13 protein-coding genes are annotated in these 16,719 nt (G+C 73.2%); 9 read left to right on the forward strand and 4 right to left on the reverse strand.

Annotated elements, in window-relative coordinates; translation table 11 throughout:
• Positions 1 to 10: 10 nt before the first annotated feature.
• Positions 11 to 673, reverse strand: coding sequence for a FadR/GntR family transcriptional regulator (locus AB7F12_RS17435; protein WP_428499506.1), 663 nt, complete (start codon positions 671 to 673; stop codon positions 11 to 13).
• Positions 674 to 798: 125 nt separating this feature from the next.
• Here AB7F12_RS17435 and AB7F12_RS17440 point away from each other — a divergent pair, with 125 nt between their 5' ends.
• Genes AB7F12_RS17440 through AB7F12_RS17450 form a run of 3 tightly spaced genes read left to right on the forward strand, consistent with a single transcriptional unit; the run spans position 799 to position 3,792 of the window.
• Positions 799 to 1,683, forward strand: coding sequence for a fumarylacetoacetate hydrolase family protein (locus AB7F12_RS17440; RefSeq protein WP_428499507.1), 885 nt, complete (start codon positions 799 to 801; stop codon positions 1,681 to 1,683).
• A 29-nt stretch (positions 1,684 to 1,712) separates the two neighbouring features.
• Entirely contained in the window at positions 1,713 to 2,474 is a 762-nt protein-coding gene (locus AB7F12_RS17445) for an alpha/beta fold hydrolase (RefSeq protein WP_428499508.1), read from the forward strand.
• Positions 2,475 to 2,505: 31 nt separating this feature from the next.
• Positions 2,506 to 3,792, forward strand: a complete 1,287-nt coding sequence (locus AB7F12_RS17450) for an amidohydrolase family protein (RefSeq protein WP_428499509.1) — start codon at positions 2,506 to 2,508, stop codon at positions 3,790 to 3,792.
• 192 nt (positions 3,793 to 3,984) lie between these two features.
• On the opposite strand, the gene AB7F12_RS17455 is transcribed toward AB7F12_RS17450, so the two are convergent.
• On the reverse strand, positions 3,985 to 5,217 hold the full coding sequence (locus tag AB7F12_RS17455) for an NAD(P)/FAD-dependent oxidoreductase (protein ID WP_428499510.1): 1,233 nt from the start codon (positions 5,215 to 5,217) through the stop codon (positions 3,985 to 3,987).
• A 90-nt stretch (positions 5,218 to 5,307) separates the two neighbouring features.
• On the opposite strand from AB7F12_RS17455, the gene AB7F12_RS17460 reads away from it, so the two are divergent.
• Complete coding sequence (locus AB7F12_RS17460; RefSeq protein ID WP_428499511.1) at positions 5,308 to 6,813, forward strand: PucR family transcriptional regulator; 1,506 nt, start codon at positions 5,308 to 5,310, stop codon at positions 6,811 to 6,813.
• A gap of 13 nt (positions 6,814 to 6,826) precedes the next feature.
• On the opposite strand, the gene AB7F12_RS17465 is transcribed toward AB7F12_RS17460, so the two are convergent.
• Complete coding sequence (locus tag AB7F12_RS17465; protein WP_428499512.1) at positions 6,827 to 8,011, reverse strand: trans-sulfuration enzyme family protein; 1,185 nt, start codon at positions 8,009 to 8,011, stop codon at positions 6,827 to 6,829.
• Between the two features lie 42 nt (positions 8,012 to 8,053).
• The gene (locus AB7F12_RS17470; protein ID WP_428499513.1) at positions 8,054 to 8,851 is read right to left on the reverse strand and encodes an alpha/beta fold hydrolase; all 798 of its coding nucleotides are present in this window, start codon (positions 8,849 to 8,851) and stop codon (positions 8,054 to 8,056) included.
• Positions 8,852 to 8,949: 98 nt separating this feature from the next.
• Here AB7F12_RS17470 and AB7F12_RS17475 point away from each other — a divergent pair, with 98 nt between their 5' ends.
• The 5 genes from AB7F12_RS17475 to AB7F12_RS17495 all read left to right on the forward strand — a co-directional run bounded on the left by AB7F12_RS17475 (position 8,950) and on the right by AB7F12_RS17495 (position 16,713).
• Positions 8,950 to 11,985: a BTAD domain-containing putative transcriptional regulator gene (locus AB7F12_RS17475; protein ID WP_428499514.1), complete on the forward strand. Its 3,036-nt coding sequence runs from the start codon at positions 8,950 to 8,952 to the stop codon at positions 11,983 to 11,985.
• A 200-nt stretch (positions 11,986 to 12,185) separates the two neighbouring features.
• Positions 12,186 to 13,625 carry an amidohydrolase family protein gene (locus tag AB7F12_RS17480; RefSeq protein WP_428499515.1) on the forward strand — a complete coding sequence of 480 codons (1,440 nt, stop codon included), beginning with the start codon at positions 12,186 to 12,188 and terminating at the stop codon, positions 13,623 to 13,625.
• A 74-nt stretch (positions 13,626 to 13,699) separates the two neighbouring features.
• Entirely contained in the window at positions 13,700 to 15,118 is a 1,419-nt protein-coding gene (locus AB7F12_RS17485; protein WP_428516649.1) for an APC family permease, read from the forward strand.
• Positions 15,119 to 15,167: 49 nt separating this feature from the next.
• Complete coding sequence (locus tag AB7F12_RS17490) at positions 15,168 to 16,298, forward strand: FAD-dependent oxidoreductase (protein WP_428501866.1); 1,131 nt, start codon at positions 15,168 to 15,170, stop codon at positions 16,296 to 16,298.
• A gap of 10 nt (positions 16,299 to 16,308) precedes the next feature.
• Positions 16,309 to 16,713 (forward strand): hypothetical protein, encoded by a 405-nt coding sequence (locus AB7F12_RS17495; RefSeq protein WP_428501867.1) that lies wholly within the window; start codon positions 16,309 to 16,311, stop codon positions 16,711 to 16,713.
• Positions 16,714 to 16,719 lie beyond the last annotated feature (6 nt).

The following is a 16,719-nucleotide window of genomic DNA, read 5'->3' on the forward strand; positions in this document are numbered from 1 at the left end:
TGTGTGGGGTTCAGTGTCTCCCGAGCAGGTTGTCGGAGACGTGCTCGAGGTGGTGACGCATGGCACGGGCGGCGCCGTCGGGGTCGCGGTCGCGCAGCGCGTCGACGATCGCGGTGTGCTCGTCGTGGTAGCAGCGGCGCCGCTGCGGGGTGGAGACGCGGCGCTTGAGCGAGCCCCACACCGGCAGTGCCCGCGCGGTGTTGACGACGTCGAACATGTTCATGAGCAGGCCGTTGTGGGTGGCCTTGGCGATGGCGCGGTGCAGTTTCGCGTCCCAGGCCTCGAAGCCGTCGAAGTCGTCGGCGCCCGCCCCGCCGGTGAGGCACTCGACTATCCGGTCGAGGTCGGCCTGGGTGGCGACCCGCGCGGCCTGCGCGGCGACCTGGGGTTCGAGCAGGAGCCGGACCTGCATGATCTCGGCCGGGCTGGTGTCGGCGGGCGCGCCGTCGACCTGCTGGACGGCGACGTCGGTGAGGAAGGTGCCGCGCCCGACGTGGCGGATGACGACCCCGTCGCGTTCGAGGACCTCCAGGGCCCGGCGGACCGCGCTGCGCGGTGCCGCGAGCCGCGCGACCAGGGCGCGCTCGGTGGGCAGCTTCGACCCCGGGCGCAGGCTGCCGTCCTGTGTCCCCTCGGTCACCAGGGCCCGCAGGGCCTGCTCCACCGTCTGCATGCCGCACACCATAGCCCGTGCGCGGACCAATGACGACCAATGCGGTCCGGCCCTCGACAGGCCCCGTGGCGCCGCGTACGGTCGGCCAGGACCAGATTGGTTCAATTGGTTCAGATTGGTTCGCAATGAAGCTGGTGACCTTCTCGACCGGTGACGGCCCCCGCGTCGGAGTGGTGGACGCCGGGGCCGGCGAGGTTCGTGACATCGGTGGCCTGCTCCCCGCGGGAACCGGCGTGCTGGAGCTGATCGAGGGCTGGGCACGATGGGCCCCCGTCCTGACCGAGCGCGCCCCGGCCCTGCCGGCACTCGCGCTCCACGACGTGCGGCTGCACGCCCCGATCCCACGGCCCCGGCGCGACCTCTTCTGCGTCGGCAAGAACTACCGCGAGCACGTCGCCGAGTTCGGCCGCTCCGGCTACGACCAGCCCGACCGCTCGGAGGACCTGCCCGAGCACCCGATCGTGTTCGCCAAGGCCACGACGTCGGTCACTGGCCCGTTCGACGACGTCCTCGCCCACCCGGGGGTCACCGCCGAGCTCGACTACGAGGCCGAGCTGGCCGTGATCATCGGCACCGGCGGGCGCGGCATCAGCCGTGCGGCGGCCTACGAGCACGTGTGGGGCTACACGATCGTCGACGACGTCACCGCGCGCGACCTGCAGCGCCGCCACAAGCAGTGGCTGATCGGCAAGTCGCTCGACACCCACTGCCCGATGGGCCCGTACGCCGTCTCCGCCGACGAGATCGCCGACGTCGCAGCCCTGCAGGTCGAGAGCCGCGTGAACGGCGAGGCGCGCCAGTCCGCGCCGGTCAAGGACCTGATCTTCGACATCCCCGAGCTCATCGCCACCCTCTCGGCCGGCATCACGCTGCTGCCCGGCGACGTCATCGCCACCGGCACCCCCGCCGGCGTCGGCATCGGGTTCGACCCACCGCGGTTCCTCACCGCCGGTGACGTCGTCGAGATCTCGATCACCGGGCTCGGCACCCAGCGCAACCGCATCGTCTGACCAGCCACGCACCCGAACGAAGGAGAGTCGTGAACGTCAACGGCAAGGAACTGGCCGTCGAGATCGAAGGGGACGGCCCCGCCGTCCTGTTCGTCCACGGCCTGGGCGGGACCTCGAACTTCTACCAGGTACAGGCCGACGCCCTCGCCGGCGCGCACACCGTCGTCCGCGTCGACTCCGCGGGCGCCGGACGCTCCGAGACCGCCGGTGCCATCAGCATCGAGTCCCACGCCGACGACCTCGCCGCCGTCCTCGACGAGGCCGGCATCGACAGCGCCGCCGTCGTCGCACACTCCATGGGCACGCTCGTCGCCCGGGTGTTCGCCGCACGCCACCCGCAGCGGGTCACCTCGCTGACCCTGCTCGGTGCCGTCCGCGAACCCCCCGAGGCCGGCCGCCGGGCCCAGCGCGACCGCGCCGCGACCCTGCGCGCCGAGGGAACCGCGGCCGTCGCCCCCGGAGTCGTCGCCAACGCGCTGTCGGAGACCACGCGCACCGACCGGCCCGAGGTCGCCGCCTTCGTCCGCGAGCTCGTCATGCGCCAGGACCCCGAGGGCTACGCCCGCAACTGCGAGGCCCTCGCCGCCGCCACCGACCCCGGCCCCGTCGACCCCGCACTGCCGCTGCTGCTCGTCACCGGCGCCGACGACAAGGTCGGCCCACCCGAGGCCAGCCACGACCTCGCCGACGCGCACGGCAACGCGACCGTCCACGTTCTGCCCGGTGTCGGCCACTGGACCGCCCTCGAGGCCGCCGGTGCCGTCACCGACCACCTGACCAAGTTCGTCTGACAGACCGAACCTCGACGAAGAGGAGGGCACCGTGCCCGACAAGACCCTGTTCCGTGACGTGTCCGTCCTGGACTCCACCGGCGCCGAGCCGTACCGGGGCGACGTCCTCGTCGAGGACGACCGCATCGCCGCGGTCGGGAACGTCGACGCGGCCCGCGCCGGCGGCGCCCGGGTGGTCGAGGGCCGCGGCCGGACGCTCATGTCCGGGCTGTGCGACGCCCACACCCACTTCTCCTGGAACAACTCCGCCGACCTCGACGGCCTGGGCACCATGCCCGTCGAGGAGCACCTGCTGTTCTGCCTCGAGTCGGCGAGGACCTACATCGACTCCGGCTACACCATGTGCCTCGGCGCGGCCTCGGCCAAGGACCGCCTCGACGTCGTCTGCCGCGACGCGATCGACGCCGGTCGCATCCCCGGGCCCCGCTACCTCGCGAACGGCCCCGAGATCGCGGTCACCGGCGGCGCACTGATCAAGTCGATCACCAAGTTCGCCGACGGTCCCGAGGGCATGCGCAAGGCGGTCCGTGAACTGATCGATATCGGCGTCGACCAGATCAAGCTGTCGATGACCGGTGAGGAGATCACCGGCACGCAGCGCGCCGAGGACACCTACTTCTCCGACGAGGAGGTCGCCGCCGCCGTCACCGAGGCCCACCGCCGCGGCAAGCGCGTCTGCGCCCACGCCCGCAGCGCCGAGAGCGTCAAGATGTGCGTGCGCAACCACGTCGACGTCATCTACCACGCCAGCTTCACCGACGCCGAGGGTATGGACATGCTCGAGGCCAACAAGGACTGGGTGTTCGTCGCGCCCGGCATCAACTGGCTCGTCGCCACCCTCTACGAGGCCGAGTCGTTCGGGTTCCCCCAGGAGGCCGCCGAGGCCGTCGGGTACAAGAAGGAGCTGGAGACGGCGATCGAGGGCCTGCGCGAGATGCACCGGCGCGGGATCAGGGTGCTGCCCGGCGGCGACTACGGCTTCGCGTGGACACCGCACGGCACCTACGCCCGCGACCTCGAACACTTCGTCGAGCTGCTCGGCTTCACCCCGATGGAGGCGATCGTCTCGGCGACCGCGTGGGGCGGCGAGATCATGCTGCGCCCCGACGAGCTCGGCAAGGTGGCCCCCGGCTACCTCGCCGACCTGCTGCTCGTCGACGGCGACCCGCTCGCCGACATCACGGTCCTGCAGGACCGGACGAAGCTGAACTACATCATGAAGGGCGGCCGGTTCCACAAGGACGGCAGCGCCGCCGACGCCGCCGTACCGCCCGTCCCCGGCAACGTCGACCGCAACCGGGCCCCCGCCGGAGTCTGACCCCGCGGCCCGCGCCCGCACCACCCGCCACCGGGCGGTGCGGGCGCGTGTGCCCCTGCGGCGCGGCGGATGGCGAGGCGCACCACGGCGTGGTGCGCCTGCGGGCGCGGGTGCCGGCCGAGCACCGCCGGCGCCCCGCGGGTCTCGCCTCGGGGAGATCGCTCAGGTCCGCCGGGGCCCGGCCGTCACCGCTCAGCGCAGCGGGTCGAGCGGCGCCAACGCCGCGGGCGAGCTGCCGGTCGCGATCTGCTCGGCCAGCAGCCTGCCCGTCACCGGGCCCAGGGCGATACCCCACATGCCGTGACCGCCCGCGACGAACACCCGCGGATCGGCGGTGCGTCCGACGAGGGGCAACCCGTCGACCGTGCAGGGCCGGGCACCGACCCACTCGTCCTCGCGGTGCTCGAGGTCGGCACCGTCGAGCAACTGCGACGCGGCGTCGACCAGTGCCTGGATGCGGCGCGGGTCGGGAGCGGCGTCGACGGGGCGGAACTCCATCATCCCGGCGACGCGCAGCCGGCCCCGGGCCGGCGTGCACGCGACACGCTGCGCCGGGAAGTAGACCGGGCCCCGCGGCAGCTGGTCGACCTTCACGGTGAAGCTGTAGCCGCGGCCGGCCTGGACGAGGCGGCGCACCCCGAAGCGGCGTGCCAGGGTGCCGAGCCGCGCGCCGGTGGCGAGGACCACCGCGTCGAAGGTCCGGCGGCCGACGGTGACGCCCTCCGCCGCCGTCGTGACGTCGTCGACGAGCTGCTCGCGCACGATGGTGCCGCCGCGTGCGACGACGTCGTCGGCGAGGGCGTGCACGAACGGGGCCGGGTCGAGGAACCGCTGGCCGCGCAACCGGATCGCGGCCGTGATGCCCGGGGCGAGCGCGGGCTCCTGGCTGCGGGCCTCGTCGCCGTCGAGCAGGTCGAACTCGACGTCCTGGCCCGCGGCGCGGATGTGCTCGATCTCCTGCAGGAGCGTCTCGCGTTCGCGGCTGGTCCGGTAGGCGGCGAGGAACGGGTCCGCGGGCCGGGTCCGTTCCGGCAGCCCGGCCTCGATCCGCGCGAACGCGTCCAGGGCGCCGGCGTTCAGCGGGACCAGGGCGTCCATCGCGGCGCGCCACCGCGGCATCGTGCAGTTGCGGGCGAACCCGGCGAGGAACCGCAGCAGCTGCGGGTCGGCGGTCGGCGGGACGTAGACGGGGGAGCCGGGGCTGAGCACCGCCCGCAACCCGTAGCGCAGCACGGCCGGTTCGGGCAGCGGGGTGGCGATGCCCGGGGTCAGCCAGCCGGCGTTGCCCCAGCTCGACCCGGCGGCGACGTCGTCACGTTCCACCACGGTGACGTCGACACCGTGCTCCTGCAGGTACCAGGCGCAGGCGAGGCCGACCATGCCGGCGCCGACGACCGCGACACGTTCCGGTGCGGGGGTGCTCATACCCCGATCCTGAGCCCTGCCGGGCCCGAATCCGATGTCCGGACCGAACAGTGCCGGACCCCCGGACTGTCGGATCGCTACAGTCAGGTGATGCCGACGGGTCTGCAGGTCCTGCGCTCACCGGGCGACGGGGTGCTGCGCGTGCTGGTGGCGGGGAACGCCGTCGCGGTGGGCGACATCCACCTCGCCGGCGACACCGCCCCGGCCGGGCCGGGCGCGCTGGTCGTCGCGATCGGCGCCGACGGCGCCGCGGCGCAGGAGGCGACCGTCCGGCGGGCGGCGGCGCAACGCGCGGCCGGGCTCGTCCTGCGGGCGCCGGTCGCCGACGGGACCGTCGCACTCGCCCGGGCGCAGCGGCTCACCCTCGCCGCCGTCGACGAGCGGATGGACTGGAGCCACCTCGTCTGGTTCCTGCGCAGCCTGCTGCACCGCGACGGACACGACGCCGACGACGGGGCCGCAGCCCAGCAGGAACTGTTCGCGATGGCCGACACGGTCGCCCGGATGCTCGACGCCTCGGTCACGATCGAGGACCCGCACAGCCGGGTGCTGGCCTACTCCGCCGGGGTCGGGGAGGCCGACGTCGTCCGGACGTCGACGATCCTGGGGCGCGCCGTCCCGGCCGACGTCCTGCGCCGGCTGCGGGCAACAGGTGTGCTGCGGCGGCTGCGCCGGGCCCGCCGGCCGATCGTCCTGCCGGCCGTTCCGCCGGACCTGCTCGGCAGGCTGGTCGTGCCGCTGCGGGTCGGCGACGAGGCCGTGGGCTCGATCTGGGCGATCCGCGACGGCGACCTCACCCCGGAGCTGGAGGAACGGCTGGTCGCGGTCGGTGCGGCCGTCGCGCTGCAGGTCGTTCGGCTGCGCGCCGGCCGGGACCTCGCCACGCGCTACTCCGTCGAACGCGTGCGGGAGGCGCTGCGCGGCGGCGGCGTCGCCGGGGGCGACCTCGCGTTCGCCTCCCGGGCGTTGCGGGTGGTGGCGCTGGGGCGGCTCACCGACGGCCCCGCCGACGACGAGGGGCGCGACGTCGACCTCCCGGTCTGGCGGACCTTCCTGCGGCGCCACGCCTGGGCGGAGCCGATCCTCGGCGACGTCGACGGCGTCACCTTCGCGATCGTCGACGACGGCCCGGGCGCCGGCGGCTGGCCGTGGCTGCGGGGGCTCGTCGCGGACGGCGGCCCGGCACGCGTCGCCGCCGGCCGCGCCGTCGCCGACGAAGCGGGCCTGCCCCGCGCCCGCCGGGAAGCAGCCGAAGCACTCGTCGCCGCCACCGAACTGGGATTGCGCGTCGTGGCCTACGAGGACGTCTGGACGACGGTGGTGCTGCGGCGGGCCACGGCAGCGGTCGCCACCGTCGGGCACGACGGCCTCGCCCGGCTCCACGCCGCCGACGAGGAGCACGGCAGCGCCCTCGCCGCGACACTGCGGGTCTGGCTGGAGAGCTGGGGCGAGGTGAACCGGGCCGCCGCGGAGCTGCACGTGCACCCCAACACCGTCCGGCTGCGGATGCGCCGGGTGCGCGCGCTGCTCGGGAGCGACCTCGACGACGGCGCCGAACGGACCGCCACCCTCCTGCTGCTGCGCGCGTCGACCTGAGAACCGCGCACCCTCAGCGTGGGCCCAGGACCGCGGTCAGGGCCTGGTCGAGGTCGGCCACCAGGTCGTCGGGATGCTCCAGCCCGACCGAGAAACGCAGGTGCCCCCACCGCCGGAACTCCTCGGGCCAGAACCGTGCGCGCTCGCCGTCGCCCGCGACGTGCACGATCAGCGACTCGTCGTGCCCCAGCGAGACCGCCGAGGTGATCACCCGCAGGGCCGCGACGAACCGGTTCTGGGCGTCGGCGTCGCCGCGGACCGCGAAGGCGAGCATGCCGCCGAAGCCCGTCATCGTCCGCGCCGCGAGGTCGTGCTGCGGGTGCGACGGCAGCCCTGGGTAGGCGACGTAGGCGACCCGCGGGTCGGCCTCCAACCACTGCGCGAGGACCTGCGCCGAGGCGCAGTGGCGGCCCATCCGCAGCGGCAGGGTGACCGAGCCACGCATGATCAGCCAGGCGTGGAACGGGCTGATCACCCCGCCGACGTCGACCTGCGCGTCGGCGCGGACGCGGTCGGTCAGGCGGCGGTCGCCGATGACCGCGCCGCCCATCGCGTCGCCGTGACCGTTGACGTACTTCGTCAGCGAGTGCACGACGAGGTCCGCGCCGAGCGCGAGCGGCCGCTGCAGGACGGGCGTCGCGAAGGTGGCGTCCACGCTGAGCAGCGCGCCGGCCTCGTGCGCGACCGCTGCGACGGCCTCGACGTCGGTGATCCGGGTCGTGGGGTTCGCCGGCGTCTCGACGTGCACCAGCCGGGTCGTGGGCCGGATCGCGGCGCGCACCGCCCCGGGGTCGGACGAGTCCACGAACGTCGCGGTGATGCCGTACTTGTCGGGCAGCAGCTCCGTGAGCAGCCGATGCGTGGCGACGTAGGTGACGTCGGAGCAGACGACGTGGTCGCCGCTGCGCAGGAACGTGAACAGCACGGCGTGGATGGCCGCGACACCGCTGGCCAACGCGACGGCGTCGACGTCACCGCGCTCACCCGCCGTCTCCAGCAGGGCGAGCTTCTCCTCCAGCCAGCCCTGGTTCGCGCCGCCGTTGCGGGTGTAGAGCGGCGTCGAGAAATCGGACCAGTCGAGCTCGGACGGGTCGGCGGGCAACGCGTAGGAGTTGGCCATGACCAGCGGACGGCGGATCGCCCCGGTGGCCGGGTCGACGGCGTTGCCGGCGTGGACGCTCAGGGTCTCGTCGTGCACGACGCAATTGTCGGGTGCGGCGCCGAAGGCCGACGACCGTGGTCAGGTCGGGGAGGCCAGCAGGCTCTCGAGCGCGGCATTGAGCAGGTCCGGGCGCTCCAGCCAGACGAGGTGCCCGGCGTCGGCGATCGTCTCCCGCCGCGCGCCGGGGATGGCCTCGGCGACCGCCCGGTTGTACCAGGGCAGCGTGATCAGGTCCTGGTCGCCGTGCACGACGAGTACCGGGCAGGAGATCGAGGCCAGCCGGTCGCGGGTCTCGTGGGAGAGGTCGGCGCGGAAATGGGCCGCGGTGCCCGGCGGGTTGCGGGACGTGTGCTCCCCGAGCAGCTCCTCGACGCGCCGCTGCAGGTCGGGTTCGTTGTCGACCACCGCGGGCGCGGACATCCAGAACGCGAACTGCGCGAAGACGTCGAGCGGCCCCTTCTCCAGCGCGTAGAGCCGCGACTCGAAATGTCGCCGGATGTGGTGCTCGCGCGCGGTCGACGACCAGGTGGCGACCAGGCCGAGCGCGCGGACCAGGTCCGGGCGCGCCAGGGCGAGCTCCTGCGCGACGGCCGATCCGAGCGACAGCCCCACGACCACGGCGGGGCCCACCCCGATCGCGTCCATCCACGCGGCGACGTCGCCCGCGAGGTCGCCGACGGTGAGGCCGTCGAGGTCGCCTTCGGAGCCCGCTCCGCGCAGGTCGACGGTCAGGCACCGGTAACGGTCCGCGAAGTGGCCGGTCTGGGGCGCCCAGCTGCTGCCGTACAGCCCGGTCCCCGGGATCCAGACGACGGCCGGTCCGGACCCGCGCTCCTCGTGATGGACACGTACCGCGCCGCAGGATGTGATGGGCAACTCTGCTCCTCGGCTCTGGGGAGGGGAACGTAACCTGCGACTCGCGCAGCGCAGGCACACGGCGTGAACGCGGCCGAAACGGGGAAGGGGGATCAGCCATGACGGGGCGCCCCGGCAACCCGGACTGGATCATCCGGCGCAAGATCACCCCGCCACCCCTCGGTCCCGCCGTCACCCGTCGTCCGCGGGTCGAGGCGCTGCTCGTGCGGCTGATCGAGCAGCACCGGCTCGTCGTCGTGTACGCGTCGGCGGGCGCGGGCAAGACGACCGCGGTCCTGCAGGCGGCCGAACGGCTGGACCGGCCCCTGGCCTGGCTCGACCTCGACACGACCGACGTCGCCACCGGTCGCCTGCTCGTGTACCTGGAAGCGGCGCTGGCCCGGCACATCCCGGAGATCCGGGGGGTGGCGAGCGGTGCGCTCGCCGCGAACCTCGCGCACTCGGAGGTGGCCGGACTGCTGGCGGAGGCGGTGGAGGGCAGCGACGTCCTCGTCGTGCTCGACGACGCCGAGCGGCTCGCGGACTCGCCCGCAGCGCTCGGAGTCGTGTCCGCATTCGTCCACTACCTGCCCGCGACCGCGCGGCTGGTGCTGCTGAGCAGGGTCGAGCTGGCCGTCACGACATCGGGTTGGGGCCCCTGGGTGGCCGCCGTGGGGGAGGAGGACCTCGCGCTGACGGTGCAGGAGGCCACCGACGCGCTCGCCCGGTCGGGCCGCAGCGACATCGACCCGGTCGAGGCGCTGATCGAGACCGGGGGCTGGCTCACCGGGGTGCTGTTCGAGGCGTGGCGCTCGACCGACCACGTCATCGGCCTGGGCGGGGAGGCCGACCCGCTGCACGGCTACCTGGCCACCCAGATCCTCGACCAGCTCGACCCGCAGGACCAGGACTTCCTGGTGACGACGGCCGTCCTGCAGGAGGTCACGCCGCGCGGGGCCGAGGCCGTCGGACTGACGGCGGCGTCGTCGCGGATGCACGCCCTGCGGGGCCGGCGGCTCCCGGTCAGCTGGGACGGCGACCGGATGCGGTGCCACCCGCGGTTCCGGGAGTTCCTGCTGCGCAGGCTCGCGCGTCGCGGCGAGGAGGAGCAACGCCGGTTGCGCACCGCCTACGCCCGGCTGTTGCTCGCGTCGGGCCACGACGAGGAGGCACTGGAGGAGCTGTTCGCCGCGGACGCCCTCGACGAGGCCGTGGCCGTCATCCGCCCGGTACTGGAGCGGGCCATCGAGCGGACGGACTTCCCCACGGCCGAACGGTGGCTCGAACGGCTGGGACCGGCGCGCCGCGAGCACCACGTCGCCCTCACCGGTGCCGAGCTGATGCTGGCGGTGGTCCGCGAGGACTTCGCCGCCGGCGTCCGGCTCGCGGACCGGCTCGAGGCCGCGGGCCGGCGGGCCGAGCTGGCGGCCACCTCGGGGCGGGCCGCCGGCCTCATGGCGTGGTGCTACCTGCACGCCGGCCGCCCCGACGACATGCGCGCCGTGATCGCCTCCGGCGCCCCGGGCCCCGACGTCGACGCCGCCCGGTACGCGATGCGGATGGTCGACGTGGAAGCGCCGCCCGACGACGTGGCACCCGGGCTGGGTGCCCTCAGCGGCGGGCCGCTCGACGCGCTGGTCATGCGCGCGCACTTCGACCTCGGCCGGTTGCAGGCGATGGACACCCGCCCGGCCTCGCCGTGGGCGCAGCGGGCGGCGGACTCGTGGAAGGTCTCGGGACTGCTCGCGACCGGACGGCCCGCCGAGGCGTTCGAGCTCTACCACCGGCTGGTCGATGCGTCGGCCGAGCACAGCGTCTGGCTCCAGGCGCTCGTCGGGCCGCGGCTGATGGCCGAGATCGGTGAGGAGGACGACGCGTGGCGGCTGCTGCGCGACGGACGCGAACGGATCGCCAGCACGGGATCGTCGCTGTTCGAGGCCTACAGCCGGTTGATCGAGGCCGAGTTCGCGCTCCGTCTCGACCGCGACCCGGCGGCGGCGACGCGCGCGCTGCGCCCCCTGCTCGCCCACCCCATCGGACAGAGCTACTCGCTGGTCGCCGAGCATGCGGCGACGGTGCGGGGACGGATCGCGCTCGCCGAGGGCGACGCCGCGGCAGCCGTGGCACACCTGCAGCCCGCGGTGGCCGGGATGCGCCGGGGTGGGCGGCTGCTGCACCTGCCCGCGGCGGCGGTCTACCTCGCCGAGGCCGCATGGCGGACCGGGGACGAGGACACCGCCGACGCCGCGGCGGACGTCGCGCTGGAGGCCGCCCGGGGGCAGGGCTCCACGCACGTGCTGCTCAACGCGCTCGCCGAGTTCCCGGACGTGCTCGCCCGACGTCTCGACCTGGAGGTCACGGCGGAGTCCGCATGGCACGAGCTGGGGCGCGCGCTGACGGCGCGGGTCGGCGGGCTCGGCGACGTCATCGGAGCCGCCGTGCACGTCGCCGAGTTCGGGCGCACCGCGGTGATCCTGAACGGCCGGGAGGTCAAGCCGCGGCTGGCGAAGAGCGTCGAGCTGCTGACGTTCCTGTCCAACCGGGGCGAGCGCGAGCCCGTCACCCGGCCGCAGCTGCTCGACGCGTTGTTCACGGGCCGCCGCGACGACTCGGCGGCGTCGTACCTGCGGCAGGCGATCCTGCACCTGCGCAAGGCGGTGCCGGACGTCCTGGAGACCGACGGCGGGCCGGGCGCGCTACGGCTCGCACCCCGGGTCCGGGTCACGACCGAGTCGAGGCGGGTCGTCGCACTCCTGGCGCAGGCACAGGCCCTGCGGGGAGCCGACCGGCTCGGCCTGTTGCTCGACGCGCTCGAGATCGCCGACCGGGGGGAGTACCTGCCCGGCATCCGTTCCGGCTGGGCCGAGGAGCGCCGCGCCCAGCTGGCCGAGATCCTCAAGGACGTCCGGTCCGAAGCGGCCGAGGCCGCGTTCGCCACAGGATCGTTCCGCCAGGCCGAGGACCTGCTCGCCACCGTGCTCCGTGCCGACCCCGCGCGCGAGGCCGGGTGGCGGCTGCAGATGCGCCTCGCCCACGCCATGGGCGACTCGGACCGCGTCCTCGCGGCGTACCGGTCGTGCGAGGGGGCGCTGCGCGAGTTCGGGACCGAGCCGTCGGCGACGACGTCCGCCCTGCTCCGCGACCTGCGTCGCTGATCCGGCGCGGTTTCGCCGCCCCGGCACGGGTTTCTCGGCCCGGGTTCGGGGCCGTGCGCCCGCCCGTGTGACCCGCGTCGCAGCACCGTTCGTTTCGCCTGCGTTCACGCCCGCGCTTCCGTCCCCCGGTGCCGGCACGCCACGGTTCCGCATCACCCCGTGGCCGGCCCGGCCGCACGAAGGAACGAGGAGCCCGGCGCATGCCGTCCACCTGGCTGCTGATCGCGCACGGCACCGTCGTCGACGGCGCCGGCAACCCGCCCGTCCCGAACGCGTCGGTGCTGGTCCGGGACGGCCTGATCCACGCGGTGGGTACGGACGTCACACGCGACCAGGTGCCTCGGGGGGAGTCTCTGCGCGAGATCGACGCGACCGGGCGCACCGTCATGCCCGGCCTGATCGACGCGCACTGTCACATGACCTACGGCGAGTCGCGGTCCGAGGAGGAGATCGACCTCTACACCAGCCCGGAGTCGCGCACGCTGAAGGCGGCGTTCCACGCCCAGAAGGTGCTGCGCGCCGGCGTCACCGGCATCTCCCAGCCCGGCGGCAGCTACTACATCGGGGTCGCGCTGCGCGACGCGATCCGCGACGGCATCGTGCAGGGTCCGCGCATGACCTCGGCGGGTCGCTACCTGTCCACCAGCAACGGGCTCACCGACTGGTACCCCGACTCCGTCGGTGTCCCCGAGGGCTCGATCGGGATCGTGCACAACCGCCTCGATGACATGATCGACGAGGTCCGCCACCAGGTGAAGAACGGTGTCGACCTGATCAAGCTCGCCGACAGCCCCTACGGGGACTTCCAGGCGTTCACCACGCACGAGATGACGGTGCTCGCCGATCTCACCCACCAGCTGGGGAAGAAGATCACGATCCACGCCCGCGGTTCGGCGGAGGTCGACGCCGCCGTCACGGCCGGCATGGACTGGATCATGCACGGCAACATCCTGAGCGACGAGACCGTTGCGCACCTCGCCGAGTCCCGGACGCCGCTCGTCCCGACCCTGCTGCTGCTCGCCAACGCCGGGGACTGGGGTCATCTCGTAGGCGCCCCCGTCCCGCTGCGCGACGGGATGAAGCGGATGCTGGAGAAGTCCGCCGACGCGCTGCACCGGGCGCACGCGGCGGGGGTCCCGATGGTCCTCGGCACCGACTCCGGGTTCTCGCTGAGCCCCTACGGCGTCTGGCACGCCCGGGAGCTCGAGCTGCTGATGCGCTACGCGGGGCTGAGCTCCCTCGAGGCGATCCAGGCAGGCACCGGCAACGGCGCCCTCATGCTCGGGCTGGAGGGCCGGATCGGGACGGTCGCGCCCGGCATGATCGCCGACCTGATCGTCGTGAACGGCGACCCGGTCGCCGACATCACCGTCCTGCAGCGCCGCGAGGCGATCGAGACCGTCGTGCAGGACGGCCGCGTCGTCGAGTTCGACGAGGACGCCCTCGCCCGTTCGTGGCCGCACGACCGCGGCATCGGCTACTCCGTCACCGACCTGACCTACGACGTCGTCCACGGGCCGGGCGACGGCGCGGACCCCCGGGACCTTGCCGCGCCCCCGGAGTTCCGCCTCGACGACGAGCACGCCGCCGACCTGGTGGCGGACATGGGCCGTCGGGAACGGTCCGCAGGCACGTTCTGAGGAACCGCTCCCGGCACCCTCCCCGCCGCCGTGTAAGCCCCATCCGTGATCCCACCCACGAGAGAGGGACGCCCGTGTCCACGAGTGACGAAATCTCCGACCCCCTGTCGGACGCGCTGTCCGAGGACGGCCTCGACGACATCGAGCTCGTCGACGAGAAACCGCTGTCCTGGTTCGACGTCTCGGCCATCGGCACCGGCGAGATGCTCTTCACCGCCGGCTGGGCGTGGATCGTGTTCATCGCCTCGTCGTTCGGGATCCTGTGGTCGATCCTGGGCTTCGTCGGCGGTGTGGTGATCATCCACACGGCCTGGTGGCTCTACCGCGAGATGATCACCGCGGTCCCCGAACCCGGATCCCTGCAGTCCTACGCCCGCGAGGCCGGGGTCTTCCCGCTCGGCACGAGCTACCTCGTGCTCTACGCCCCGGTCTACGGCGCGTTCATGTGGCTGGAGCTGCTGATCGCGAACGAGCTCTTCGCGCTGCTGTTCCCGAGCGTCCCGTCGGCGATCTGGCCCTACGTGGTGCTCGTCCCGGTCCTGGCGCTGAACCTGCTGGGCCACCAGATCACCGGCAAGGTGCAGTCGACGCTCGTCGTCATCACGCTCGTGGCCGACATCGTGCTGGCGATCTGCGTGTTCGCCCTGATCGCCAACGCGGACTCGTTCTCGCTGAACTGGCCCTCGCCGACCCCCATCACCTTCCTCGGCTTCTTCACGATCGTCGGCCTCTGGCTCGGGATCATGGCGGGGATCATGGAGGTCCAGCAGGTCCTCGTCGACGAGTGGAAGGACTTCCGGCGCTCGCGCGACATCGGGCTGCTGTCCGCGGCGTGGCAGCTGTGGATCCGCCAGATCCCGCTGGCCATCGGCATCCTGGGCAGCCTCCCGATCGCCGCGCTGGTGCTCATGCCGGTCCCGACGATCGGGGTCGTCGAGGAGAAGTTCGGGAACAACCCGCTGTTCTTCCTCGCGCTGATCGCCATGCTCATCGCGACCTACACGACGCTCTCGGTCTACTTCATGGGCATGGGCAAGATCCTCGCCCTCTACAGCCAGCAGGGCGCCCTGCCGCGGGTCATCGGCCGCTACTCGCGTCGCTCGGTCCCCTGGGTCGCGATCGTCATCCTCGCCGTGTTCGCGCTGATCGGTGTCTACATCGGCGACTTCACGTTCGTGTCGCACGTGCTGTCGACGTGGTCGGCGACGCTGTACTTCTTCGTCGCGCTGTTCTACCTGCTCATGAAGCGGCGCAAGGATCTCGACCGGCCGCTGGTGGCCCGGTTCGGCACGCCGCTCGCGGTGTTCCTGCTGGTCGTCACCGCGATCGTCGGCATCGCCATCGCGGCGACCGACTGGGTCGCCGCCGCGACGTGGGCCGCCCTGGTGGTCATCGTCGTCCTCTACGACATGTTCGTGGTGCCGCGGACCGAGCGTGGCGCCCTCTACCGTCAGCAGCTGCTGCGCCGGCGCACCTCGGCGGCCCGGCTGTAGGCCCTCCGCCGCCACCCCACGGCCCCACCGCACCACGGAAGGACCCTGCATGAGCACGACCAGGCACGCGGAGATCGCGGGCGCCGGCCTCGGCGGACTCGCGTTGGCGATCGCGCTCGCCCAGAAGGGATGGAGCGTCCGCGTCCACGAACGGTCGGACGACCTGCGCATGTTCGGCGCCGGGATCTGGCTGTGGGAGAACGGGTTGCGCTCCCTCGCCGCGCTCGGCGTCGAGCAGACCGCCACGGCCAGAGCGAAGCGGATCGAGACCATGGTCGCCCGCGACCAGGACGGCCGGCCGCTGCTGCGCCGGACCTTCGGCACCGAGGACCGGCTGATCCTCCCGCCGCGGGCCGATCTCTACGACGCGCTGATCGCCCGCGTCGGGGAGCTCGGCGTCGAGGTCGAGCTGCGGTCCACGGCCATCGGGATCACCCCGCGCGGCGAGCTGGAGATCGAGGACGGCAAGACGCTGCAGGCCGACCTCGTCGTCGCCGCCGACGGGGTGTTCTCCCGGCTGCGCGAGGCGCTCCTGCTGACCAGACGGGTCGACTATCTCGACGAGGGCTACACGCGGCTGCTCATCCCGCGCCGCCCCGACGACCCCGACACCGAGGTCACCGAGTACTGGAGCGGGTCGCGCCGGCTGCTCTACGACCCCTGCACCGACGACGTGAACTACGTCTGCCTGTGCTGTCCCGTCGACGACGAGGACGGCCGCCGCGTACCCGTCGACAAGGAGTCCTGGCTCGCCTCCTTCCCGACGCTGGGCGGGATCATCGAGCGGATCGACGACTCGGGCCGCTGGGACCGCGCCATGCGGGTGACACCCCGGGCGTGGTCGCGCGGCGTCGCCGCGATCGTCGGCGACGCAGCCCACGGCCAGCCGCCCAACCTCGGGCAGGGGGCGAACCTCACGTTCCAGAACTGCCTGGCCCTGGCCGAGTACCTGGAACGCGACGCCGACACCGCGGCCGCGCTGGCCCGCTGGGAGCGCCGGGAGCGCCCGCTCACCGACCACATCCAGCGCTGGACCGACCTCTACGGTCGGGTGGCGAGTGCGTGGCCGGACCGGTTCGCGCACCGGCGCAGCCAGGTCCTGGAGACGGTGACCAGGATTCCGTGGGTGGACCGGCAGCTGAACAAGGCGGCGCGGCACCGGCCCGTCGGCGCCCTCTGAGGAGATGACGATGAGCGAGGACCCCACAGACACGCAGTACCTCCCGCGGCCGGACACCATCACGGCGGACTACATGCGGGACGTGCTCGACGAGTACTACGCGAAGAAGTGGAACGCCAACCCCGACACGGTCGCGGCCGTCTCGTCGTGGCGGAACTGGCCGCTCGTGGTGCGGATGCCCGACCTCAAGCAGGACTTCACGGTCCTGATCGACGACGGCGTCGTCCAGAAGGTCGACATCGGGCTCCCGGAGCGGCCGCGCATCCTCACCGTGATGCTCGCCGACACCATGCAGCGCATCTACTACGACGAGACGACGTCGGCCATCGAGTCCATCTCCGGGCGGATCAAGATCCGGGGCAACGAGGTCGAGCGACGGCGCCTGCTCGCCGCGATCTCCTTCCTGACGTGGTGAGGAGGA

The organism is Pseudonocardia sp. (assembly GCF_050250275.1).
GTDB lineage: Bacteria > Actinomycetota > Actinomycetes > Mycobacteriales > Pseudonocardiaceae > Pseudonocardia.